This is a genomic window from [Flexibacter] sp. ATCC 35103, assembly GCF_001975985.1.
GTDB lineage: Bacteria > Bacteroidota > Bacteroidia > Flavobacteriales > Flavobacteriaceae > Flavobacterium.
In genome coordinates this window covers 30,103-53,438 of sequence record NZ_MTQF01000014.1, presented here as the reverse complement: position 1 = coordinate 53,438, position 23,336 = coordinate 30,103, and the positions used below count along the sequence as shown (strand labels likewise).

At 33.5% G+C, this 23,336-nt stretch carries 19 protein-coding genes; 10 read left to right on the top strand and 9 right to left on the bottom strand.

Annotation, left to right across the window (positions count from 1 at the left end; genetic code table 11):
* Window positions 1-3 precede the first annotated feature (3 nt).
* From BXU01_RS22075 to BXU01_RS22050, 6 genes are all read right to left on the bottom strand, one after another.
* Complete coding sequence (locus BXU01_RS22075; RefSeq protein ID WP_083695689.1) at window positions 4-1,023, bottom strand: alpha/beta fold hydrolase; 1,020 nt, start codon at window positions 1,021-1,023, stop codon at window positions 4-6.
* A gap of 45 nt (window positions 1,024-1,068) precedes the next feature.
* Complete coding sequence (locus BXU01_RS22070; protein ID WP_083695687.1) at window positions 1,069-1,857, bottom strand: alpha/beta hydrolase; 789 nt, start codon at window positions 1,855-1,857, stop codon at window positions 1,069-1,071.
* Between the two features lie 207 nt (window positions 1,858-2,064).
* A complete protein-coding gene (locus tag BXU01_RS22065; RefSeq protein ID WP_083695684.1) occupies window positions 2,065-4,014 on the bottom strand; it encodes a sigma 54-interacting response regulator in 1,950 nt (649 codons plus the stop codon).
* Between the two features lie 12 nt (window positions 4,015-4,026).
* Window positions 4,027-5,637: a sensor histidine kinase gene (locus tag BXU01_RS22060; protein ID WP_083695682.1), complete on the bottom strand. Its 1,611-nt coding sequence runs from the start codon at window positions 5,635-5,637 to the stop codon at window positions 4,027-4,029.
* 322 nt (window positions 5,638-5,959) lie between these two features.
* Window positions 5,960-6,892, bottom strand: coding sequence for an AraC family transcriptional regulator (locus tag BXU01_RS22055; RefSeq protein WP_083695679.1), 933 nt, complete (start codon window positions 6,890-6,892; stop codon window positions 5,960-5,962).
* 76 nt (window positions 6,893-6,968) lie between these two features.
* Window positions 6,969-7,808, bottom strand: coding sequence for an SDR family NAD(P)-dependent oxidoreductase (locus BXU01_RS22050; RefSeq protein ID WP_083695677.1), 840 nt, complete (start codon window positions 7,806-7,808; stop codon window positions 6,969-6,971).
* 726 nt (window positions 7,809-8,534) lie between these two features.
* Between BXU01_RS22050 and BXU01_RS24005 the strand changes: the two genes are divergently transcribed.
* From BXU01_RS24005 to BXU01_RS22000, 10 genes are all read left to right on the top strand, one after another.
* The gene (locus BXU01_RS24005; protein WP_165689826.1) at window positions 8,535-8,897 is read left to right on the top strand and encodes a helix-turn-helix domain-containing protein; all 363 of its coding nucleotides are present in this window, start codon (window positions 8,535-8,537) and stop codon (window positions 8,895-8,897) included.
* Window positions 8,849-9,205 (top strand): AraC family transcriptional regulator, encoded by a 357-nt coding sequence (locus tag BXU01_RS23535; RefSeq protein WP_123774151.1) that lies wholly within the window; start codon window positions 8,849-8,851, stop codon window positions 9,203-9,205. The genes BXU01_RS24005 and BXU01_RS23535 overlap by 49 nt, the downstream gene beginning before the upstream one ends.
* A 473-nt stretch (window positions 9,206-9,678) precedes the next feature.
* Window positions 9,679-10,299 (top strand): hypothetical protein, encoded by a 621-nt coding sequence (locus BXU01_RS22035; RefSeq protein WP_083695672.1) that lies wholly within the window; start codon window positions 9,679-9,681, stop codon window positions 10,297-10,299.
* 110 nt (window positions 10,300-10,409) lie between these two features.
* Window positions 10,410-10,886, top strand: coding sequence for a hypothetical protein (locus tag BXU01_RS22030; RefSeq protein WP_083695669.1), 477 nt, complete (start codon window positions 10,410-10,412; stop codon window positions 10,884-10,886).
* A gap of 16 nt (window positions 10,887-10,902) precedes the next feature.
* Window positions 10,903-11,499, top strand: coding sequence for a hypothetical protein (locus BXU01_RS22025; RefSeq protein ID WP_083695667.1), 597 nt, complete (start codon window positions 10,903-10,905; stop codon window positions 11,497-11,499).
* A 75-nt stretch (window positions 11,500-11,574) separates the two neighbouring features.
* Window positions 11,575-12,246: an NUDIX domain-containing protein gene (locus BXU01_RS22020; RefSeq protein WP_123774149.1), complete on the top strand. Its 672-nt coding sequence runs from the start codon at window positions 11,575-11,577 to the stop codon at window positions 12,244-12,246.
* Window positions 12,247-12,394: 148 nt separating this feature from the next.
* Window positions 12,395-13,129 carry a hypothetical protein gene (locus BXU01_RS22015; RefSeq protein ID WP_083695662.1) on the top strand — a complete coding sequence of 245 codons (735 nt, stop codon included), beginning with the start codon at window positions 12,395-12,397 and terminating at the stop codon, window positions 13,127-13,129.
* A gap of 88 nt (window positions 13,130-13,217) precedes the next feature.
* Window positions 13,218-16,139 carry a hypothetical protein gene (locus BXU01_RS22010; RefSeq protein ID WP_083695660.1) on the top strand — a complete coding sequence of 974 codons (2,922 nt, stop codon included), beginning with the start codon at window positions 13,218-13,220 and terminating at the stop codon, window positions 16,137-16,139.
* Entirely contained in the window at window positions 16,132-16,752 is a 621-nt protein-coding gene (locus BXU01_RS22005; RefSeq protein WP_083695657.1) for a tail fiber protein, read from the top strand. Before BXU01_RS22010 ends, BXU01_RS22005 begins: the two co-directional genes overlap by 8 nt.
* A gap of 32 nt (window positions 16,753-16,784) precedes the next feature.
* Window positions 16,785-18,986, top strand: coding sequence for a glycosyltransferase (locus BXU01_RS22000; RefSeq protein ID WP_083695655.1), 2,202 nt, complete (start codon window positions 16,785-16,787; stop codon window positions 18,984-18,986).
* A gap of 399 nt (window positions 18,987-19,385) precedes the next feature.
* On the opposite strand, the gene BXU01_RS21995 is transcribed toward BXU01_RS22000, so the two are convergent.
* The 3 genes from BXU01_RS21995 to BXU01_RS23720 form a co-directional block, all read right to left on the bottom strand.
* Window positions 19,386-21,788: a TonB-dependent receptor domain-containing protein gene (locus tag BXU01_RS21995; protein ID WP_083695653.1), complete on the bottom strand. Its 2,403-nt coding sequence runs from the start codon at window positions 21,786-21,788 to the stop codon at window positions 19,386-19,388.
* 10 nt (window positions 21,789-21,798) lie between these two features.
* Entirely contained in the window at window positions 21,799-22,737 is a 939-nt protein-coding gene (locus BXU01_RS21990) for a 2,3-diaminopropionate biosynthesis protein SbnB (RefSeq protein WP_083695651.1), read from the bottom strand.
* Between the two features lie 316 nt (window positions 22,738-23,053).
* Window positions 23,054-23,336, bottom strand: a 283-nt coding sequence (locus tag BXU01_RS23720) for an alpha/beta hydrolase (protein ID WP_165689824.1), incomplete at its 5' end; no start/stop codon positions are given.

The window sequence follows — 23,336 nt, the reverse complement described above, 5'->3', positions numbered from 1 at the left end:
TAGTTATTTAGCCAGAAAAAAGGCAAGTAAATCTTTTTGTACCTGCGCTGTATTTTCCTGAACAAGCCAGTGACCGGAACCGGCAATTTTAGATTCAGAAACATTTTCGGCCACTAATTTGGAGTGATCTTTAAGGAAAGCTGCTGCAAAATATTCTCCACCCATCGCCAATAATGGCATTTTAAGTTTTGTTTTTGCAAAAACCAAATTGTCTTTTCCGTCTTGTGGAAAAGCTCCAAACCATTTAAAACTTGATTTTGCAACATCTTTAACAGAATAGGCTCTGATAAATTCAGCCGTTTCCTCAGCTGTAAAAGGGTCTTTTACATGTCCTACAACTGGCCAAAAACTCGTTAAAAACTCTTTTTCTTTCCCGCTCACAATATCTCCGGAAGCTGGCCATGCAAAAAATCCAAACCACCATGCAGAAGCCGAAACTTGCGACCAAACAGGTTCTATACCAGGTAGCAAGGCATCCATTAAGGCTACTTTTTTAACTTCGCTTCCGTATTGTGCCGCATAAGCATAAGCCACCATAAGACCTATATCGTGTCCTGCCAGATTGATATTATTATAACCTAGTTTTTTTACCAGTTCGTGAATATCTGATGCCATTGTTTTTTTGTCGTAACCCCCTTCTGGTTTATCCGATTCGCCAACACCTCTTAAATCCGGAGCGATTACAGTAAAATGTTTAGATAGTTCCGGCAATAAACGATTCCACATATACCAGTTTTGACCAAATCCGTGTACTAAAACAAGCGGATCTCCTTTACCGCCTATAACATAGTGAATTTTGATTCCGTTTACCTCAGCAGTAGCATGTTTAAAATTGGCAGGCGGATTTGCAGGTTCAGCCTGAGCCGTTTCAGTCGATGCTGCAGATTTTGATTCTGTTACAGAAGTTTCTTCTGTTTTTTTATTACAGGAAATTAAAGTTAACAGCAAAATTACAAAGGTTAATAAATGGGCTGTGCAATTTTTAAAGTTTAAAATTGCGGCTTTTAATACATTCTTTTTCATGATTTTTAATTTAATTGGTTAATAAATAATTGGTTATTATAAATATTATACAGGCAGTTTTGCGATCCATTCTTGTATGTAGACCGCGATTTCCTGCCAGCCGGGCTGATTTAAAACAAAATGATTTCTTTCAGGAAAAACCTTAAAATCCGTAATCGAATTTTTATGAGTATATTTTTTGTAGTTGGAATAATTGAGTGATTCCGGAATCGTATGATCTGCCGAGCCCGCAATGATAAGCAATGGTTCATGCGGTGCCTGAAAATCTACTTTTGCAGCTGCTGTTATGGTATCGCGAACGATTAATTTAGATTCGGGAATAACAGAGTCGCAATAGGCTTTATCCTGCCACTCTTCGGGCATTCCGTTTGTAAACGCATACTGCCACTGACTAAAACTCATTAAGAAAGTTTTTTTTGCCGAGGTAAAAAAACCTAGCGGTCCCCATCCGGCTTTTAAAAATGAAAATTTAAAAGTCATGATTCCCTGAGGAGGAACCGAATGAATGGCAATTGCAGCCGAAGCCAAATTACGCTGCAGGAGAATCTGTGCCGTAAGTCCTCCAATAGAATGACCAATAATAATGGGCTTCTGGGGAAGATTTTTAGCAATGTCCTCAAAATATTCGATTAATTGAGTTAAACGCAGACTCGCAATTTGGGGATCCGGATGACGATCGCGTAAAACATTTGCCGGAGCATCTTTATACGGCCAGGCTGGAGCGAGGGTTTTAAAGCCTTTACTTTCAAAAAAGACTTTCCATTCATCCCAGCATCTATGGCTTACAAATGCACCTGTAATAAAAAGTATTGTAGTAGGGTGTTCAGTCTGCATAATACATGTTTTAATGTTTATGCCAAAGTCTAAACTAAAACCGAACCTTTTTTATAACTAACTGATTAATAATTAATTAACATCTAAAGTAAAATTTAGAAACAACTATATTTCGTTGTACAACGAAAACAAAGCAACTAAATATCGTTTGGTTTAATTAATAAAAGTCTTAAATCACTTTTCATAACAGGAAATAATAATTAACAATTAAAAATGACTTCTTTTTATGCCTAATTTCTGCATTCTTGAGGCTAATGTTGTGGGCGGCAAACCTAATATTTCTGATGCTCCGCCTGTTCCTCTAATTCTTCCGTTGCATTTCTCAAGAACATTTATAATATGTTCCCTTTCATTTTCCTGAATCGTTTTAAAATACCATTCATTTGACTTGTTGTTTATTTTGACTTCATCAAAAGCCGGAAGCGGAATATGTTCAATTGTGTCTGTTTTTGCTAAAAGAATACTTCTTTCAATAAGATTTTCAAGTTCCCTAATATTTCCGGGCCATTGGTATGCTAAAAGGCTTTTTAGGGCGTTTTCTGAAATTTCGGTCACATTTTTTCCCGTTTTAGAACTATATACAGCAATAAAATGACGGGCAAGCAGCCCTATATCTTCTTTACGTTCCCGCAATGGCGGCAGCTGAATAGGAAATACATTTAACCTGTAATACAAATCTAGCCTGAAACGGCCATCGGCAACTTCTTTTTCAAGGTTGCAATTGGTAGCTGCAATAATACGCACGTTTATTTTTATAGAAACATTTCCTCCAACACGTTCAATTTCTTTTTCCTGAATGGCACGCAATAGTTTGGCCTGCATTTCTAAAGGCATATCGCCAATTTCGTCCAGAAATAATGTCCCGTTGTCTGCTTGTTCAAACTTGCCTATTCGCCTTTCTGCGGCACCAGTAAAAGATCCTTTTTCATGTCCGAATAATTCAGATTCTATAAGGCTTGGCGGCAATGCAGAACAGTTAATTTTTACAAAAGGCTCGTTTTTTCTATTTGAAAGCTCACGGATACTATGCGCAATACTTTCTTTTCCGGTGCCGCTTTCTCCCGTAATTAAAACGGTTGTGTCTGCAGGAGCGACTTGCAAAATATAATCAAATATTTTTAACAGAGCCGGACTTTTTCCTACGATAGATTCAAAACCTGCAATTTTTATATTTTTCTTTGTATTGTGATTTACAGCTGAAGAATCTTTTTGGTTTGTTTTTTTATCATGACCAATTAAATTTTCAATTGCATAAATTAAAGGTTCCTGAAGTCTGTCACATAATCTTAAATGATTTTTATTGTAATTATTAGGCTGCCTGCTGAAAAATGACAAGTAGAGTCCGCCGTTTTCAGTAAGCGATAAAGGTGCCGGCAGCATAAGATTGGATTTCATATTCATTGAATTTGCAAACATCTTTTTTATGGGTGTTTTATCGCAAATTTTTATAAAGTCCTGATCATTATAGAAAGTTGCTTCTTTTTCGACTTTGCTTTTACTTCTTAATTCATTTATTTCAGATTCTTTTAAGGCGGTGATATTCTGCAATTCTTCAATTCCTATTCTTTGATATTCGTGTAGACCGGTTCTGGCATATCCTAAAACTTTGTTGGATAATTTATTGTCCATATAAAAAACAGCCATTACCAGATCAAAAGAAATAAGAGATTGTAAAGCGGTAATAATATTAAGCACCCTGTCATCCCATGTATCGCTTTTGGCTACGATTGTTTTTAATTCTTTTTGAAACAAAAGCTCTTTTCGAATAGAAGATTCAATTCCATGTTCCTGATGGTATTCCGCAATTTCTATTGTTATTAATAAATCTTTTTCTCTGAAAGGTTTTACCAGAAATCCATAAGGATGTGTCAATTTAGCTTTACTTAAAACTTCCTGATTCGAATTAGCAGAAAGATAAATAAAAGGAATATTGTCTTCTTTCAATATTTCGGCAAGATCAATACCGGTTTCTTTTCCTGAAAGAAAAATATCTAAAAGAACCAATTCCGGTTTTTCCTGAGCAATATAATATCTGGCATCTGATACAGATCGTGCCATTCCAACAATAGTATGTCCGGCTTTTTTCAGCATTAATCGCAAATGATTCGCCTCAACGAACTGATCTTCAACAATGAGAATTTTTAGTGGTTTAGCCATTTTAAAATCAAATTAATTAGAATTATTTTCATTAAAAATGAATTCCAAGGTTATTTTGGTTCCGTTTGAACTTGTAATTAAAAACTTTCCATCGATGTCCGCAGAAAGTCCATGCATTAACTTTATTCCTAATGAAGGATTGTTATAAGGGTCAAAATCAGGCGGAAGCCCAATACCATTATCCTGAATTATTAATGTATACTTGTTATTTTCTTCAGCTTTAAGTGCAATAGTAATAACTCCGTTTTTATGATCCGGGAAAGCATATTTTATGGCATTTGTAACTGCTTCGTTAAAAATAAGCCCAATTGGAATTGAATGTGACAAAGGAAGATTAAAACTGTCTATGTGTAAAATAATTCGGATTGTATTCCTGATTTCAAATGAATCTTTTAAATATTCCGTTAATTCGAAAATGTAAGATGGCATATCAATTATAGATAAACTCTCTGACTGATACAATTTTTGATGAATTAAAGACATGGCCTGAATCCTGTTCTGACTGTCATTAATGGCCTGAACAGCTTCTTCATTTGTTAAAAACTCTGTTTGACTTGCCAATAGCCCAACAACCATATGGAGGTTGTTTTTTATTCTATGATGAATTTCTCTAAGCAGCCATTCTTTTTCAACGACCATTTTTTGTAGTGCACTATTCTTTTTATTGATTTCATTTTGTTGTGTTTTAAGGATCTTGTTCGTTTTCTTCTTAAACATAAAACTTTTATAAAGTAATCCAAGTATGATAAGCAAAAGGAAAACAAAAATTATCATGGAATTGCGTAAAAACACCTCGTTTTTAAGTCTGCTTTGCTGCAATAAGGTTTTATTTTTAAGCTTGATAATATCCATGCTTTTCTTTTCTGTTTCATAAATAATATTCAGTCTGGAAGAAATAGGATAAATATCAGTTTCCTTAAGATTAGCAGCTTTATAGAAAAATATAGCTTTTTTTAGCGCATTTAAAGCGTTGTGAAAATCTGAGATTGAAAAATACAATTCGCTGATTTCTCTGTAGCAGTCACCGCTTCTTTGATTATTTTTAGACTTTTCAAATAGAGATGCGGCTTTAAAAATTGGAACCAATCTTTCTTCTATTGGTGCATCGGTACGCATTTTGGCTGACCAGAGCATTACCCATGCTTCTCCCAAATCATCTGTTTGATTTGTTTTACTTAATACTTCTATCGCTTTTCTGGCATTGGTTTCTATCATTGGGTTGTTGTTTCTCAACTCCTGAACCATAGAAAGTTGTAGATAACATTTACCGGAATAAATATTAGAATGAATGTTCTGGCTTATCCAAAGGGCTTGCTCAGCGTATTGAAATGCCTTTTCTAATGTTTTAGGATTGTTATAAGAAGCTTCATACCAATCACTTATTTTTAGTAAAATTTTGATTTTATTGATATTCCCTTGTAATCCGTTTAGCAGTCTTTCTGCTTTTCTTACCTGTTGTTCCGTATAAGGAGGTTCATTATCAAAATTATTTTCGAGATCCGGCAAATTTTTATCTGCCGTTTCAACTTGATTTTTGTTTTCAAAAAAAGGCAATGCGTTTATTTCTCCAAATGTAAACCATACAAGGAGAAGCAGAATTATTCTGTGTTTATTAGAGAGCATTTTCTTAAGGATTAAACTGGCTCTACGAAGGTATTGATAATTATGTATTGAAATTTAAAACATGCAAAAATTGACAGCCAACGAAATATCGTTGGCTGTCAATTTTTGAAATGTAATGTGCTTTTTGATCGTTATGTTTAATCTACTTATTGTGAGATAATTATTACTGAACCCGCAGCATTTTTTTGCCACAAAAAGCTAATATTATCAAGTTTCTTAGTTTTATGGCAAATCAGGACAGATCATATTTAAAAAGATAAAACATCAGTAAAATCAAGGGATTACAGAGGTTGTATTCGAATAGTATTAACTTTATAATTTTTTAATTAAACTTTGCCCTAAATTTTAAAGGTGTCTCGTTTGTCTTGTTTCTAAACAATTTACTAAAACTTTGAAGATGCTCAAAGCCTAATTCATAAGCAATTTCGGAAACGGATAAATCAGTATTGGAAAGCTTTTCTTTAGCTTTTTCGATCAATTTGTCGTGAATATGCTGTTGCGCATTTTGTCCTGTCAAAGTTCGCAGCATATCACTGAGATAACCCGAGGTTATAGCCAGACTATCAGCCAGATTTTGCACGGTTGGAATTCCCTGATGAGATTTCTCTTCCTCATCAAAATGATCATTCAATAACTGTTCAAATTTTTGCAGCAAAGTATTGTTTATTGTTTTACGAGTAATAAATTGACGTTTATAAAAACGCTGTGCGTAATTCAATAATAACTCAATTTGAGCTAAAACTACATCCTGACTCACCTCATCTATTCTATTTGTTAATTCCTCTTCGATGTTTCTTAAAAGACCTAAAATAATTTCTTTTTCCTTTTCAGACAAATGCAGGGCTTCATTAACCGAATACGAAAAGAATTCATATTTCTTGATTTTTGCAGCCAAAGGAGAATTCAACAAAAAGTCAGGATGTATTAAAATTGCTGCTTCTCTCCCACTGCATCCGGGTTCTCTGGATTCATTTTCATTTTGAGCCAAAATCTGATTAGGCGCCGCAAAAAAAAGACCTCCTTCATTATAGTCAAAATGGGTTTGTCCATAACGAAGTAAACCTCCTATATTAGGACGGAACGCTATTTTGTAATAACTTAAAACATGGCTTTCTGATGGAGGAACAAAAGCCAGCGTCGAATCTATACCATTGAGTACTGTAATCAAAGGATGTTGCGGCGGCGGTCCACCAAAAGCTTTTAAACCTTCTGCAAGGGATGCGAATTTACGTGGAGTGCTATTTTTTTTCGCCATGACATTTTATTTAATGTTACAAATTAAGAAAATAAAAAAGCAACAGAATCTATCTGTTGCCTAATTTTCATTTTATTTAACCTTGGGCAGCTACTGCGACATCTTGCCATTCTTCCCAGACTTTGATACGATCTGAATACGTCTGGCGAATCTCGTTCAGGTTATTACTGCCTAAAAACATTCTTAATGGTGGCTGTTCAGTATCTACTAACTGTAAAATAGCTTTGGCAGTGGCCTCTGGATTACCTCTTTCTAACTTGCCCATGTTTTCGAAAACCATATTTCTTAATGATTCGTATTGAGGAAAATTTTCTGAAAACCTGAGTGAATTTTCGCTTCCAAATTCTGTTGCGTAAGCTCCCGGCTCAATAATGGTAACGTTGATACCGAAAGATTTAACTTCAACAGCCAAACTTTCGTAAATGGCTTCAAATGCCCATTTAGAAGAGCAATAATATCCAATTAAAGGCACTACATAATGTCCTAAACTGCTTGAAGTTCCTAAAATATGTCCAAAACCCTGTTTACGCAAAATTGGCAAAACTGCCTGGATAACAGCAACCGGACCCAACACATTAGTTTCATACATAGCACGAATTTCATCTGCTTTGGCTTCTTCAATTGTTCCTACTAATGAATAACCTGCATTGTTGATTACAATATCCAGTCTCCCAAAATAGTCATATGCCGTTTTTACGGCGTTCTGAACCTGCTCATTTTTAGTAACATCTAAAGGTAAAATTAAAACATTGTCGCCATATTTATCTTTAAAATCTGAAATGCTGTCAACGTTTCTTGCAGTCGCGGCTACTTTATCACCTCGTTCCAGCGCCGCTTCTGTCCATAGTCTTCCAAAACCTCTGGAACTACCCGTTATAAACCATATCTTAGGTTTGTTTGTGCTTACATTTGTCATAATAATTATTTATTTGAATTAATATGACAAAATTGGTAAATACCTGTTTTAAAATTTTAGTCGTAATGTGGAATTTTGTAACCTAAACGAGGATTGAAGTTGGTGTTTCTTTTTGAACCTCCATTAAGTTAAAACTATTTAGTTATCTAATTTTATTAGGTTCGATTACAAACGCTGCTTGCCTCATTGCTTTTGAGCCTTTTTTCTCGCATATTCTTTCTCACTTATAACAGGAAATTCCTTCTTCATAGCACTAAATTGTCTATTGAAGCATCTTTTTTTATTTCTATTATAATCATACTGTAGATTTACCCCGAATCATAAGAAAATAGCTATCAAAGTTTATAATCAAATAAGCTAAATGATAAGCATAAGAGGTCCATAATTATAGATAATAAAAGTAAAAAACAGAATAAATTACCTATTGCATTTTTTATCAATAATATGGAAGTGGAATCCTGAAGCTATTAAATTCGGTATTTCATCTTCTGATTACCTGATATTCAAGATATATGAAATTCGAGTACCCTCTTTTTACTTTCTTCTTTTTTAAATTAACAATAGATACTATATAAAAAATGCTGGAATTAATACTTAAAAAAAAAAAGATCAGATAAGTAGTGGCAATAACGATTTTATAAATCATGTTACTGTCATTATTGAGAAAAAAAAACGGATTCTTCATTTGGAGTACCGCAATTAGCAGAGGAACTGCAAATAAGTAAATTGAAACTTAACCGTAGATTATGCCAAATAGGTTATTCACCGGCGAAGCTCATTTTACATCATAGAATGGAATTGGCGAAACAAATGTTGAATTCAGATTTGTGCTCTATAGAAGAAATAGCATATCGATCCGGATTCAACGGAATCACTGGATTCAGTCGTAAATTTAAGCAAGAGTTTAGTAGTAGCCCATCTGAATATCGTAAAAAAGCATTAAGCGAAAAATTTGAAGCAAGGAGTTGGAAAATTCCCATGAATGAAAATTATTTTAATGATCTCATTGAACTTAAAAAAAAAATAAATGGTTGGCAAAAATGTTTGTTGTCATTGTTGACAATCTCGATAACGATTTGTTTTCTGTAGAAGAATTATCTCTGAAGTTATTTATGAGCTCATCAAATCTTAATCGAAAAGTACAGAAATTGTTTGGATTCTCTACTTTGAAACTAGTACGCGATTTAAGACTGCAACAAGCATCAGAATTGCTTAACATAAAAGACAAATCAGTAAATGAAGCAGCTGAAGGAGCAGGTTTTTATGATGCAGCTCATCTTTCGCGCTATTTCAAAGAAACTTTTGGATGTTCGCCCAATGATTACAGAGAGATAAATGTGGCATTTTCTTTTATAGAGAAATTAAAAGAAGAAGCAATGAAGCAAATTGATAAATAGTTGCACGTTTCATACAAAACGAATAGGAAATATCACTGTAATTTTGACTTATTAGAATTAATCAGGTGCACAGTGAGATTCTAAAAAAACAAATTCATGAACTGATTCTGCAGATTAGGAAATGAAAAAACCAAGAGTCATCTGAAAGTAAAATCTTAATCAAAAGTGTACATGAGATTTTTATCTCGAATAGCAAAAGAACAGTTTTATTGTTTAAGAAGGTAAAGACAGATTTCTCAGGTAAAACAAAACATATGTATATCAGTGGAGCAGAACCCACTTAAAAAAACGAAAGAGTAACCCTCATATCAACTAACAAATTTGAACAACCAACCAAATCATGCAAAATTTGCCCTTGTTTTTTTGACCATATGAATCTTCAGTATTCAAAAATCAAATATGCGTTTGATATAAAAAACAGCAACCAACAATATGCATAATTATGGAATGTTCAAAACTAAAAACATTAAATCATGGATAAAATTAAATTAAATTTCATTAACAGATCTGGAGATACAAATAACAGTAGTGTAGTAATTTTTCAGCAAAATGTGGCTGAGAGTTTTGGAGAAATTGCAGTGGCATGGAAAGTAATTGCAAATTGTGGAAGACTGGATAACCACCCTTTTGTTTACCCATTAAATTTTAAAGTTTCAGCGAGTGATTCTTACGGAAATTACACCCCACAAATTGATGCATTTGATGGTCAGGCTTTTGATATGATAAAAAGCACTTCCGGAGATATTCTCCAACTATCTACAACTCCTTCAACAAGTCCTACTGAAGTTGAAATAAGAAATAATCTTGGTACGGGTGCCATCAATGCTAATTGCTATAAAGATGGTAATTTACTCGCTACAAAAACAGGTTTAGCCCCTAGCCAAAAAGCCGTTTTTGAGTTTCATCCTCGTATTTATATCGGAGTTATTTCTCAGGTTGAGGAAGGAACAGTAATGAATTCTGCCATTATTTCTCAATTTAATTCAGAAATTAATTTGTTTGGTATTTCCAGTGCTGATATTGTAATGACAGGAGGCGGACCAGGTAAAGGTTCTACTGCATTCAATTTTACCTTAGAAAATATCAATAAATAATACCTTTTTGAAAAAAAGAAACGCAGTAAGAATTTATTACTGTGTTTCTTCTTATTCAAAATCTCAAATTTAGAAATCTGCTATTAGATCTATATAAAAAATGAAACGTTATGAATGAATTAGACAAAAAATCCTGGTATTCTGGAGACTGGACGCCAATAAATAATCTACAGGTTCCTTATAATGGATTGATAATTTCTGCCACGCCCAATTATGGTCCCTCTACAAGCCCGCCAGCTCCTCAAAAACTGGCAGCTATTTTGATCGATGTGGTCGATTATACTTATGACCCAAATGGTGTTTCCAGCCAATTGACACTTACAAAAGGAGGCTGGAACGATATCCCCATTCCTGAAGATACCAGTGTATCACCTCCGCAGCCCAATTTCAAATTCACAGTTTCGGGTACCGGCAATTCAGACTATGGACAAATACAGCTAACGACTACCTCTCAGGGAATTTATTTAAATATTCAGTTTTGTTATGGTCCAGTAAATAAAAAGAGAGAAGAATTGGGATTTATCATGAAATTTTCAGAGACTTATACACCAGGTGATGATACTGTGACTATTGAAGTAGAGTGTTAATTTAATAAATATGGTCATGTTTACAGATATTTATTTTACAAATTTAGGCCCCCCTTTATCAGATACCGGTATTTGCTTTTTACAAAATACCTCGAAAGCAATTTCATCAGAAACTCCGTTTAAGATCATTAATGGCTGTCAGTATGGTTGGAACCATAAGTTCTCTATACCGTGGGATCTTCATTTTCGTTTAATAAAATCATCAGGAAACAGCTCAGAATCACATTCGTTATGGAGTATATCTACTCAGCAGAAGAAAAAAAACCTGATTAGTAAAGAGGGGATTGTAACGGTAATGCAGGAGTATCAAAACGGTAAACAAGTCTTTGATTTTGAACAAACCAAAGGCAATGCATATTCCGGAGTACAGCTCTATCGGGGATCCCTGCTGGTAGCCACAAAGTCCTTTATACAAAATCATGCCCAAATTGATCTGGATACGACTATTTTTTTTGTCGAAAACAGACTTTCGGATCAACAAAATAATGCTCAGGAAAACAATGCTAATTCGGTACTAAGTTTTGACTTTACCGGACTTAAGGCCGTACATCTGTTTTTGGTTCATACCAAAGAAAAAAGAGAACTGACCATTCGTAAAACAGAGCATTGGTAAGCCTTTGCAGATCATACATTCAACATTTAATTGTTGTAATAAGCACAAATTATTAATAAAACTAAAAAAAATATTATGCAATGTTATATCATTTTATATTCAAGAGAAGGGTACTTTTTGATTTTTGAAAAAAGAGAAGAAGCTTTCTTTTTTCATGGTTCTAACGGAAGAACATCTAAAATTTTTCCACCAAATGGAGTCCCAATTACAAATGGTGCAGGTCTGTTTGCTTTTCCTGGAGGCGCGCTTGACCCTGGCGAAGAACCATTCAAAGGTTGTTTGAGAGAATTTAGGGAAGAGTGCGGTAATGCCATTAGTTTTGGTTATGTACCTGCCAACCAGCCTCAGTCTTTATTATATCTAGACAATTTAACAATCGATACTGCCAGGTATAATATTCTATACAACCAGCTTAATACTGTTGGGAGTAATTATACGACTTTGTATTTGGAATTTTCTAATGATGATCTGAGACAAATTCAGGATCTTATTTCAACAACCAATTTTGAAGCAGCAAAAATGGCTCGTTTAGGTATTCATAATAACCAAATACGAGACTATGATTCTATTTTTCGAGACTATCCTTTTTGTCCGTTAGATGATGAACTGGGTCAAGTGCAGCTTTGGCAGGTAAAAAGAGAAATTAATGAAATTAGAGATCTTAGAACTAACAGGGCAACAGATTGGTATTACAACATGATTGTGTTTTTAGCCAATCAAATACTGCAGCTCAATATTAATTATTAATCCTAAATATAGTTTGCAATTATTTTTTAGACAATCTGAAACTAAAAATCAGAAGATAAAATTATCATTTTTACGCAAACATGAAAAAATAAAATAACCGGGAAGCCAAAAACGGGAAAGAGTCGGCAAAAAATAAAAAATTAATAATATGGCAATTTTATCAATTACTCAAAAAGTTACTTTACAAAATTTAGGTCCGCTTACCCGTGACGGATACCCAACAGGTCCAGGTTATATAAGTGGCGATAATGATGGTTTGTATAATGCAGCCTGCTGGAGTTGGGCACTTACAGGCAGATTTCTTTCAGTTGCTAATCACAATTCGGCACCTTATATCTACGAAAATCTTTTTAAATGGGGTAACGGAATAGCTAAACCACCTACTAGTGTAAACAGAGACACTAACAGTTTGGCCAATCAATTATCAGTTAGTAATCCAATTACGATCCCGATACTTTTGAATGTATTAGATGAGAATTTAGCCAATGCGACCAAAGGTGATAAGATGAGCCAAAATGCAGTTCGTATTGCACTTTTAAGAATTAGTGCCATTGCCAATGGTTTTACACTGGGCAATCTTAGTGTGACTAATCTTGTTGTAAATGGTAGTGATGTGTCAGATCCTATTTTAGGTGATTATGCGCTACACCTGCGCAGTACTAGCTGGTATGGCTGGGATCATTGGGGCATTAGTATACTATTACCTAATGGCACTCGTAGTTTCGTGCAAAAAGTAAACGGAAGTAATCCTAGTAAAGTTCCATACAAAGATGGTCACGTTTTTAGAAACGGCATTGCAATGTGGGATGAGGGTATGCCACTAACCTCTATTGCTATCACGGAGCTATTACAGGAACAGGTTAATATTATTGTAGCAAGCTAAATCAAAGCCAATTAAAGTATATCTTTAGTTGGCTTTAGTAAAAGCTAAATATAAAAATTTTATTCTAATTCAATAAACAATCTATAAAATGCAGATAATAGAAAAAAATTGGGAGGATAAAATCTTTCCGGATATAAAAGATGGTCTCGTTATTGTGTTTAAAATACCTGTCTCGGCAGATAAGAAAGACTCAGGGCAAATAGTTGCTGAAATGTTTTGGAAAAATGCACCAGGTGATAGTTATTCTATACCTGCTTTGGTTTTTTCTTCTAAAAGCAATATTTATTACACCTTTAAGAATGGCATTACCATTATAGGCATGTTACAGTGGGAAAAAATCAATAATCCCAATATTATTGATACAGACGGTATATGGAGTAATTTTAAATATTATAAAAAAGATCTTCAAACTTACATCTGGCATACCGAAGGGTTCCTGATTAGTTTTAATCCAAGAAAAAAGCCTGAAGATATAATACCAATACCTGTTCCTATAGAAATTATTGAGGAAGAGGAGCCTATTGATCCCAATATTATTTTAAAACCCGCAAACGGAGCAAATTTATACAGTGATTTGTTTCCGTATATTTATATTTCAGGCTGGCCAAAAATCTCCGAAACGGATAAAAAAGACAACTTTTTTGGTTATACCAGTACAAGTACCAGCCCGCCAATGAACACTTTTTATGACCAGTTAAAAGCTTTAAAAGCAAACGGAAACAGAACGGGTATGCAAAATGAAGCAATTGCTTTTCTGGAAGAAAAACCACCATATCAACACCAGTTTGTGATTGCGGTAAAAAAATTGCCAGGATATATTGGTTCATTTACAGCATTATACAATTATATTGAAACAACAAAATCGAGCGATAATATGGTGGTTGTGGTTTGCAGTTTCTTAAAAACCGATGTAACTTCTGTATTAAATTATCTCAATTCAACTGCCTACAATGAATCTAAAGAACGTCTTTGGAATTCATATTTTGCATTATTAATTGAAATGGGTTATAGAAGCAGCGATTTAGAAGCAATCATAAAAAATCTTACTATTTGTAACTATTTAGAAACCATTTTTAATCATCTAAATGCTAAAAAGACGGCTACTATTTTGCAGAGTGAAGCTTTGTATAATTTGTTTCATGCTACAATACTTTTAGACAAGGCTATTTTTCCGCTGCCCCCATATACTTCATCACCGCCACAACCTTCACCTGTTCCTTTTTTACCATATGCAATAGGAAATTTGCAATTGGTAAAGTACAAATTGCTGCGTTATGAAATAGGAGAATTAGCTCATATAACAAGTGTAATGCCCGGTGAAAAAAGAAAAGTGGTGAACCGAAAACTAGATCGTATAACCGATAAAGAACAAATTACAAGCTATAACGAAAGTACTTCTGACAATACAACAACTGAAAAGAGCCATGATTTTAGCAAAGAATTATGGAAAGCGATTGCTGAAACTACTCAGACCAGTAATTATCCTGATCCGGGTTTGGTATCGACTTACGGGCCACCCACAAACATTACAATAATGGGTTCTTATACTAAAGCCCAAACTACCCAGACGCCTGAAAAAAAGCAAATTACTTTATATGCCAAAAAAGTACTTAACCTGACCACACAACGCATTTCTGAAAAAATAAACAAAGTACGCTCACACACCCAATTAAAAGAACTAGAAGATACTGCCACAAGTATTTTAGACAACTCAAACAGTAAAGATCCAGCTTATGGCATGTACAGTTGGTTAAACAAAGTCTATAAAGCTAAGGTTGTTAATTACGGCAACAGGATGCTTTTTACTTTTTTGATTCCTAATCCTGCGGCAAATTATATTTCACAGGTAAAAGTTATCGAAGGCAATAATCTAACAGAACCACTTTCGCCGGCACAATTAAATATAAAAACCTATCAGGATATTACATCGGATAATTATTTGGCACTGTGCCAGTATTATCAATTAAAAACATTCCCTCTTGCCCCAAATGCACAGCTTGTTATTTCGGATATTATGCAACTTGGCGAAAGCAAATTAGTAGGTATTCCAAAAGGATATGAAGCTTCACAAGCTACGATTAGTTATGCCTTTGGCGAAGGTAATGATACGGCCATAGTGAATGGCTTTATTGGCAAAATCAATTTTAGTTTTGACCAGTCTAAAGGAAATACAGGCACACAATGTTTTGATATGAATAAGGAACAGAATACTGTTGCTGTGGGAATTGTTTCCAGTAATGTTATTACGATGTCACCTCCTTCGTCAGCAGTAGACTTTCAATTATCTGTTGAAATAATTAGTTTGCTAAATGCTGAAAACGTGCTTAGTTGGCAAATTTCAATTTACCAGCTCATAAGTACAGCTTATAGGGAGCAATATGAAATTTACAATCAAAAAAGCAATGTTTCAAATGGCAGAGACGAAAGGGTCAACCCATTGAAAGATTATCTGATTGTAAAACAAGAACTCGAAAAAGGAGTGCGTCAACAGCTGCAAAACCATATCATGAGTACTGTAGGATTGCCTTCTAATTATGAACAGGAAACCGCTTCTCCCGGAATAAACTATAACTATCCTAAAAATGCACAATACATTAACTCGTCTTTAGAATGGAACGAAATGACGTATACTTTTTTAGATGAATACGACAGCCAAAATGAATTGTTTGCAGTCTCCTCACTTTCACCGGATTATTTTTCCGGATTTCTAAAAGCCACTTATGCCAGAGTAACTATTCCGGTTACTCCTCAATATAATTATGGGTTTCTTTATTTTTTAAGTACTGGATTTGTTTGGACATCGGCAGATAATTTTGCGCCTTGTTTTGATGATTCTCAGACAGAAAACAATACAAGTACGGATCAGGCAACTATAGTTCAGGAGCTTAAAAATGTATTTAAACAACCTAATTTGCCAGAAAAAACGATAGATTCCTGGGAGGTTGTAATTCCTACTTCCATGCAAATGTTACAAAAATATAATTCATTAAAAATTCAAAACTATGAGTAATCCTAATTTCAATCTTATTTCTGTTAGTGCTCCAGTAGGATCTATTATTGCTTTTGCAGGAAAAATAGCAAAATATTCTAATTCAGACTCAAACACAAATGAGCCGTTTACTACACAACCTATCGAAGCTTTTGGGTGGATGGTGTGTGATGGATCAGCCCTTATTGCAAGTGAATATCCGGAATTATACGCCACTCTGGGAGATTTGTATGGTACTTCAGGGTCAGGAAACAGCATTACATTTAATTTGCCTGATTTAAGAGGACAATTTCTTAGAGGCATTGGCGAAGATAGTGCCAGTACCGAAAATAGAACAACAGCACCAAATGGTCAGGCAAATGGCGTAGGTTCTACCCAAACAGATGCTTTACAAACCCATGTACATACTTACAATGAGCCTGCAGGTGCAGGGCCAGGAAATTCCGGAGCTGCTTTTGCAGCAATAAAACCAGATGTACCTACAAGTACTCCTACTAACGAATCATCCCAGCCTACAGTAAAAGTGAGCCAGTTGGAAACCCGCCCAACCAATGTATTTGTAAATTATTTGATAAAATATACCTATAAATTACCAGGAGGTTTTACCGGCCCAAACCTACAATCTGAATCTTAACCAATAACCAAATCAAAATAACAAACCCTCAGATGAAGCCTATAAAAAACGTATACATGTGTTTGGTGCATGAAAATCAAGATTGTATTATCGATTTGGTACGTAACCTACACTATTTAGATCCGGCTTCCCGAATCATCCTCTATAATGGAGGAACCAATACAGCGCTATTTGATAATTTCCCTTTTAAGCAATATAATGCAATCATTTATCCAAACCCAAAAACTTTAAAATGGGGCTGGCTTCATGATTTCGCCATTGATTGTATGGAATATGCCATTATCAATCTGGATTTTGATTTAATAACTGTTGTAGATTCAGACCAATTGTTATCTGGAAAAAATTATTCAGCCTATGTAGCAGATACTTTTCATAATAACCCAAATCTTGGTATGTTGGGGCAAGTTGCCACGCGTATTGATGCAGATACTAAAATAGATCCTGCAATTACAGCTTATGCCGAAAAAGATTTATGGATACCATTATTAGAAAAACTCCCAAATGGTAAAGAAGCTTTTTTGCATTGGACATTTTGGCCCTCAACTGCTTTTACTTATGCTGCGGCTGTCGATTTGGTTCGGCTATTTAGAACCAATTTAGAGCTGCAATTCATTTTAGAAAAAACGAAAATATGGGCAAGCGAAGAAATTCTGTTGCCTACATTAACCATTGCATTGGGTTACACTATAGTCGAAAATCCTTGTGTTTATGATTTTGTAAAATATCGTGCCTCTTACACAACCCATGATATTAAGCAGGCTATTGAAAACGAAAATGCTTTTTGGATTCATCCCATCGAGCGAAAAATTAATAATACAAATCGAATTTATGTTCGAAATGCTTTTAACGATTATATTAAGGATTCCTTTTCCGTATCTTCAATTCATTTAGAATCTTTAATTAATAAAATTAAAAAAAGAGTAAATACTATCGAAGGATGGCTGTATGAAGATGAAATAGAGTTATTAGCCACTATTTGTTATACAAAAGCTCAAACAAAAAAAGCTCCTGTATTAGTAGAAATAGGAAGTTATTGCGGCAAAGCGACTGTGGTAATGGCGCTTGCTGCAAAAGAAATCAACAATAAAACGAAAGTATTTGCCATAGATGATTTTAGCGGTAGATTGGGTGCAGAAGATACCCGAATCGATTTTTATGCGCCTAGTCTTGAAAAATTTGAGCATACCCTGCAGCAAACCGAAACAATTGATGACGTTACTATTATAAAAAATATACCTTCCTTAATTGATTTTAAAGAAGAAATTGATGTGCTTTTAGTAGATGGTTTACACGATTATGCCAATGTTGCGAGGGATTTTTATAATTATGAAAAGCATTTAAAACCGGATAGTATTTTATTGTTTCATGATTATGACACAGCATTTCCCGGGGTAACTCATTTTGTAAACGAATTACTTTATAGTTCAAATTATCAAATTTTAGGTAAAAGAGATAGTTTGGTTGCATTAAAAAAAATAGAAACACAATCTAAACAAACATCAGAATCAAGTATTAAAATTGCGGCAAATAACGAAGAGATCATAGATAAAAAAGAACCAATGGTTTCGTGTATCATGCCCACTTATAATAGATCTGAGTTTATAACGAATGCCATTAATCAGTTTTTGCATCAGGATTATCAAAACAAAGAGTTGATTATTATAGACGACAGCCAGATGTCAATTGATAATTTAGTACCGGAGTCAAATCTAATCAAGTATATTTATTTAAATGAAAAACTCAATTTGGGAAGCAAACGCAATATGGCTTGCAAAATAGCAAAAGGCGAAATTATTGTTCATCTGGATGACGACGATTATTATGCTCCGGATTGGCTGCAAAAACAAATAACATTTTTGATAGAAAAAAAATTAGACATTACCGGACTTGCCGCTCCTGTTTTTCATAAAAAAGATGAAGATAGTTTTTGGCAATACACATATCCTGAAAAAGATAAACCCTGGGTATATGGGGCTACTTTATGTTATACGAAACAATTTTGGCAGGCTAATCCTTTTCCTGCAAGCAATTGTGGAGAAGACAATGCTTTTGTATGGAATGAGAATGTAAAAAACATACTTGCAAATGATGCCATTACATCATATTTAGGCCAAATTCATACTAAAAATACAAGTCCAAAACAAATAAGACATGAACGCTGGAAAAAATTAGAAAATAATAAATTAGTCCAGAATATTTTAGATTCAATCAAAGATTATAAAATAATACAATAAATCTGTAAAATATCCCTGACTGCTCTATGAGTTACATTTTTTAAAGAAGCCAATGAATCTGGACCAATGTTTGTTGAAATATTTTGGAAAATACACTAGATGGTAATTACCTTTTCATTCTACGGTTTTTCTAAAGTATTGTTTATTACACTTTTTTAATAATTATATTCTTTCAAATAAATTTTAGAATTCAAAAGATTAATAATCTCAATATTATTACACATGATATATCGTTTTCTCAAAATTTGAAATTCAGTAACAAGCGATAAAAACAAGTGCGTTAGAATGTAAAATTCATCGATTTTTTAATCCAAAAATCTGGTGTTATCTTAATAAATTACATATTACCATAAATCATAATTTGCTTTTCATAATTTATGGTAATATGCAATTAATAAATTATAATCTTTTTATTTCCTGGTCATTACCAAATTTTCTTTCTTTAGACCCCATTTTATTATTTCCGAAACTATAAGATAATGAAAATTTAAAATATCTTGTATATCCGTAGTAATTTTGTTCTTGCCTGATATTGTTTATATTGGCTACTCTGTAACTTGCCGAATTATTAAAAACATCATAAAAACCAGCTGTGAAATTTAGATTGTTTTCAAGTACTGAATATTTCATTATTAAATCAAGACTGCTTGATCCTGAAACTTTATACAAACTTTCTGCAAATGGAGAGTTATACCAAAAACCTACCTGACCTTTTAAACTTTTTGATTTATTTAATATAAAAGTATTATCGGTTCTTACGTTAAAACTAAACTGATCAACATTGTTAATTGTAGTAATATTTTTTTTAGCTTCTGATGAAACATAATAGTAATCAACATTATTGGATGTTTCCCACCACGGAAATATTTTTGTCGTATAGGATTGGCTAATTCCATAAGTAGATTGATTAAAAAAGTTATCCATCTTTAAAACCGTTTCATTTGTTTCTTCATTTCCATTCAACATAAAATCAAATCCGTTTGACTGGTATGAATAAAAAACATTGGTTACAAAATCGTTTTTATAAGTATGCGAAAACTCTAAATTATGGTTTATAGAAGGTGCCAGAAATGGATTTCCTATTGAATACATAAACGAATTGGTATAAAAACGAAATGGCGTAAGGACAAGAAATCCCGGTCTTTTGATTCTTTTTCCGTAATTAAAAGAAAACGTATTGTTGTCATTTTTTTCGTAAGATAAATAAAACGAGGGGAAAAAATTCAAATAATCTCTGTTGATTTCTGTAAACGGATTTACTGATTGCGTATCAATATGTGTGTTTTCTAAACGCAGTCCTACTTGTAATTCAATCTTTTTACCAATTTTTTTCAGACCTTCGACATACATAGCTTCGATGTTTTCCTTGTAATTAAATTGATTTGTATTTTCAGGAACAATTACGGGACTACCACTCATATTGTCAAAAAACTGTGTTGAACTATTGTTTTTAGTAATTCCAATTTTTCCACCATACGTTAATTCAATAAGTTTTGTAGGATGAAATACATCAACTTTTGCGCTGTAATTTTCAACATCTAAAATCGTTTTATTAGTTGCCAGTAAATCCTTGTTTATAAAATTCATATCAGCATCGAGTCGGTCTGTATCAAAATCATGCCTTTGATCTGAGCCATAGAAAAAATAATCCAAATCAACGTCGATTTTTCGCCCTAAAGTATCTAAAACACTAGTAAAATGCGTGTTAAATGTATTTGTAGGGGCTTCAAAATGTGAGTTTGAATTGTTTTTCAGGATATAATTTTGGCTGTTTTCAATTATATAAGAGTTTCCGTTTATATTCTTTTTTGCATCAGTTGTATTATTATAATACTGCACACCAATAGTTGTGTTTTTGCTAATTGAATAATCAAATTCAAATCTTCCTGTGTACAAATTTCTATGACGTTTTGTTTGTTGATATGTTCTCCACTCTCCTTCTTCGAAACCGGAAAAGATATCTTCTTTAAAAATCATGTTCTCCTCATTATAATCAAGATTCAATAAAAATCTTATTTTATCTTTTTTATACGTAAAATTATTTCTAAGGTTACCACTTGCTAATTGCCTTTGAGCATAAGAACCTACTATTGTATTTTTCCATGCATCCTGAGCTTGTTTTTTGGTTACAAAATTAATAATCCCGGAATTTCCTGATGCATCATATCGTGCTGAAGGATTTGTGATCACCTCAATTTTTTTTATTTCCTCTCCGGAAAGCGTTTTAATATACGATGCAAGTTCTTCTCCGGTTAACTTGATAACTCTCTCGTTAACCATTACCAATACTTCGCTTTTTCCTACCAGGCTAATAATTCCGTTCTGAATTTTTACTCCCGGTACCAAACGAAGCGTTTCAAGTCCGTCACTGCCTGTAGCAGCAATACTGTTTTCTACATTAAAAATTAATCGGTCTACTTTTCTTTCAATTAATTTTTTTTCTGATTTCACTGTTACATTATCAAGCGCTATCTTCTCTTCACTAAGAACAATTACACCTAAATCCGTATCACCTTGCAGGACAATTTCTTTTTTCCACTCTTCAAAACCTGCAAAAGTAACTGTTATAATACCTTGTGTGATGGAAGTTTTAATTAAAAAACTTCCATCACTATTGCTTACTGTACTAGTTACTAATTTGTTATCCGTGCTTGTCAAAACAACATTGGCAAAAGGAATTACCTGATTGCTGTCTGATACTTTTCCTTTAATGGTATATTGGGAAAAACTCAGAAAAGGCACGAAAAACAAAATAAAAAAAGACTTTTTAATCTTCGATGTTTCTATAAATATATCTTTCATAGTAGTAAGCCTAAATTGCTTTTTTATAAAAATATTTGGCGATGGAAATATCAAAAATTGCCATCCCCATAGGATTAAACATAATTACTTCATCTTCTTTGAATTTAGAAAGCGCGTTTTGCGTAAAAACATCGATTAAATTCAGTGTATTCTCTTTGTTTAAATTGTATTTTTTATGCATTATTTCGATATCAGTATTTTCACGGCAGATTTCTTCCCAATTATCGACAACCATATAATTGATATGATTGATTACTTCGGGTTGATAATCTCTAAGAGAAATATTTAAATGAAGACTTCCTTTTTTAGGCACCAAATCAATATATCTGTCACTGGAAACTGTTGCTGTTATAAAAATATCAGCCGTTTCGAAGGTATCTTGCCAGGAATTTGCAATAATAACTTTTGAAGCAATCGAAGCCGGAATTTTTTCCTCATCGACTTTATTGATATCATACAAAAACACGGTTTCAATCTGATCTGAGAATAATGCATCAATCATTTCTAAGTGACGTTGTCCTATCGGACCAAAACCAACAATTCCAATTTTAAGCTTCCCACCTTTACTTACTTCCAGAAACTTCCTAATCATAGTACCGCTCACGGCTGCCGTTCTGACTTCGCTGATTAAAGTAGAATTAATGATACAAACCGGTTCTCCTGTATTAGAATTATTTAAAATAGTTACTGAATTTGCTCTTGCAATTCCCTTGTTAATGTTTTTTGGAAAGCTCGCAATCCATTTTATTCCTGCCATATCAATATCACCACCAACAAAAGCAGGCATAGCAATAATTCTATTAGCCGGATCACCAAATCGTAAATAAGGTTTTATAGGTTGCGAAAAATCATTGTTTGATAAAATATGAACTGTTTCCTCTATTGTATCAAGAAGTTCATTCCATTGTCTAGGAATTCTTAAAACATCTGCTTTGTCTAAAAAAATCATAATTATTTTTTATTGGTTTATTATTGGTTTTCTATTTCTGTTATTATTATAAAATTCTTTTCGAATTTTTATTTTATTATCGTAAAGTTTACTTTCGTTACTTTTTACTTTTTTGCTGCCGTAATCCTAATCACAACAGGATCTTCAGTTACATGTACTTCAAGAGGCAGAAATAATCTGCGTAACACCAAATCTTTCCATTCCGAAGAACCAGTTTTTTTATCATTTTTTTCTTTATTAATTTATACTTTACTTCTGTTTCTGCTTTCACACCTTATTACTCTAAAATGTCTTTTCTATCTTTAGATTGTTGAACTTACTTGTATTCATATTCATGTTCAATATTTACTGTTTTTCTGTTATTATTTGTAATATTCACCAATATGCCTGCTAATTCTTCCGGGGCATCACGAAGCAAATAATGCCCATGGTCCTTTATAATGCTCATATCGACAGTTTCGGCAAAAAGATGCCACCTTTTATGTTTTCTCTTGTAGCCTTTTGTGATCGGGTCAATGCTGCCTGTTATAAAATGAAGCGGCATCCTGAATTTATCAAATCTGTTTCTTTTCTTGGTGGCTTCCAGGTAATGGTTGAAA

Bases quoted from the DNA above. Each gene is read 5' to 3' on its own strand.
- BXU01_RS22075 (WP_083695689.1), bottom strand. From the start codon at position 1,023: ATGAAAAAGAATGTATTAAAAGCCGCAATTTTAAACTTTAAAAATTGC.
- BXU01_RS22070 (WP_083695687.1), bottom strand. From the start codon at position 1,857: ATGCAGACTGAACACCCTACTACAATACTTTTTATTACAGGTGCATTT.
- BXU01_RS22065 (WP_083695684.1), bottom strand. From the start codon at position 4,014: ATGGCTAAACCACTAAAAATTCTCATTGTTGAAGATCAGTTCGTTGAG.
- BXU01_RS22060 (WP_083695682.1), bottom strand. From the start codon at position 5,637: ATGCTCTCTAATAAACACAGAATAATTCTGCTTCTCCTTGTATGGTTT.
- BXU01_RS22055 (WP_083695679.1), bottom strand. From the start codon at position 6,892: ATGGCGAAAAAAAATAGCACTCCACGTAAATTCGCATCCCTTGCAGAA.
- BXU01_RS22050 (WP_083695677.1), bottom strand. From the start codon at position 7,808: ATGACAAATGTAAGCACAAACAAACCTAAGATATGGTTTATAACGGGT.
- BXU01_RS23535 (WP_123774151.1), top strand. From the start codon at position 8,849: ATGTTTGTTGTCATTGTTGACAATCTCGATAACGATTTGTTTTCTGTA.
- BXU01_RS22035 (WP_083695672.1), top strand. From the start codon at position 9,679: ATGGATAAAATTAAATTAAATTTCATTAACAGATCTGGAGATACAAAT.
- BXU01_RS22030 (WP_083695669.1), top strand. From the start codon at position 10,410: ATGAATGAATTAGACAAAAAATCCTGGTATTCTGGAGACTGGACGCCA.
- BXU01_RS22025 (WP_083695667.1), top strand. From the start codon at position 10,903: ATGTTTACAGATATTTATTTTACAAATTTAGGCCCCCCTTTATCAGAT.
- BXU01_RS22020 (WP_123774149.1), top strand. From the start codon at position 11,575: ATGCAATGTTATATCATTTTATATTCAAGAGAAGGGTACTTTTTGATT.
- BXU01_RS22015 (WP_083695662.1), top strand. From the start codon at position 12,395: ATGGCAATTTTATCAATTACTCAAAAAGTTACTTTACAAAATTTAGGT.
- BXU01_RS22010 (WP_083695660.1), top strand. From the start codon at position 13,218: ATGCAGATAATAGAAAAAAATTGGGAGGATAAAATCTTTCCGGATATA.
- BXU01_RS22005 (WP_083695657.1), top strand. From the start codon at position 16,132: ATGAGTAATCCTAATTTCAATCTTATTTCTGTTAGTGCTCCAGTAGGA.
- BXU01_RS22000 (WP_083695655.1), top strand. From the start codon at position 16,785: ATGAAGCCTATAAAAAACGTATACATGTGTTTGGTGCATGAAAATCAA.
- BXU01_RS21995 (WP_083695653.1), bottom strand. From the start codon at position 21,788: ATGAAAGATATATTTATAGAAACATCGAAGATTAAAAAGTCTTTTTTT.
- BXU01_RS21990 (WP_083695651.1), bottom strand. From the start codon at position 22,737: ATGATTTTTTTAGACAAAGCAGATGTTTTAAGAATTCCTAGACAATGG.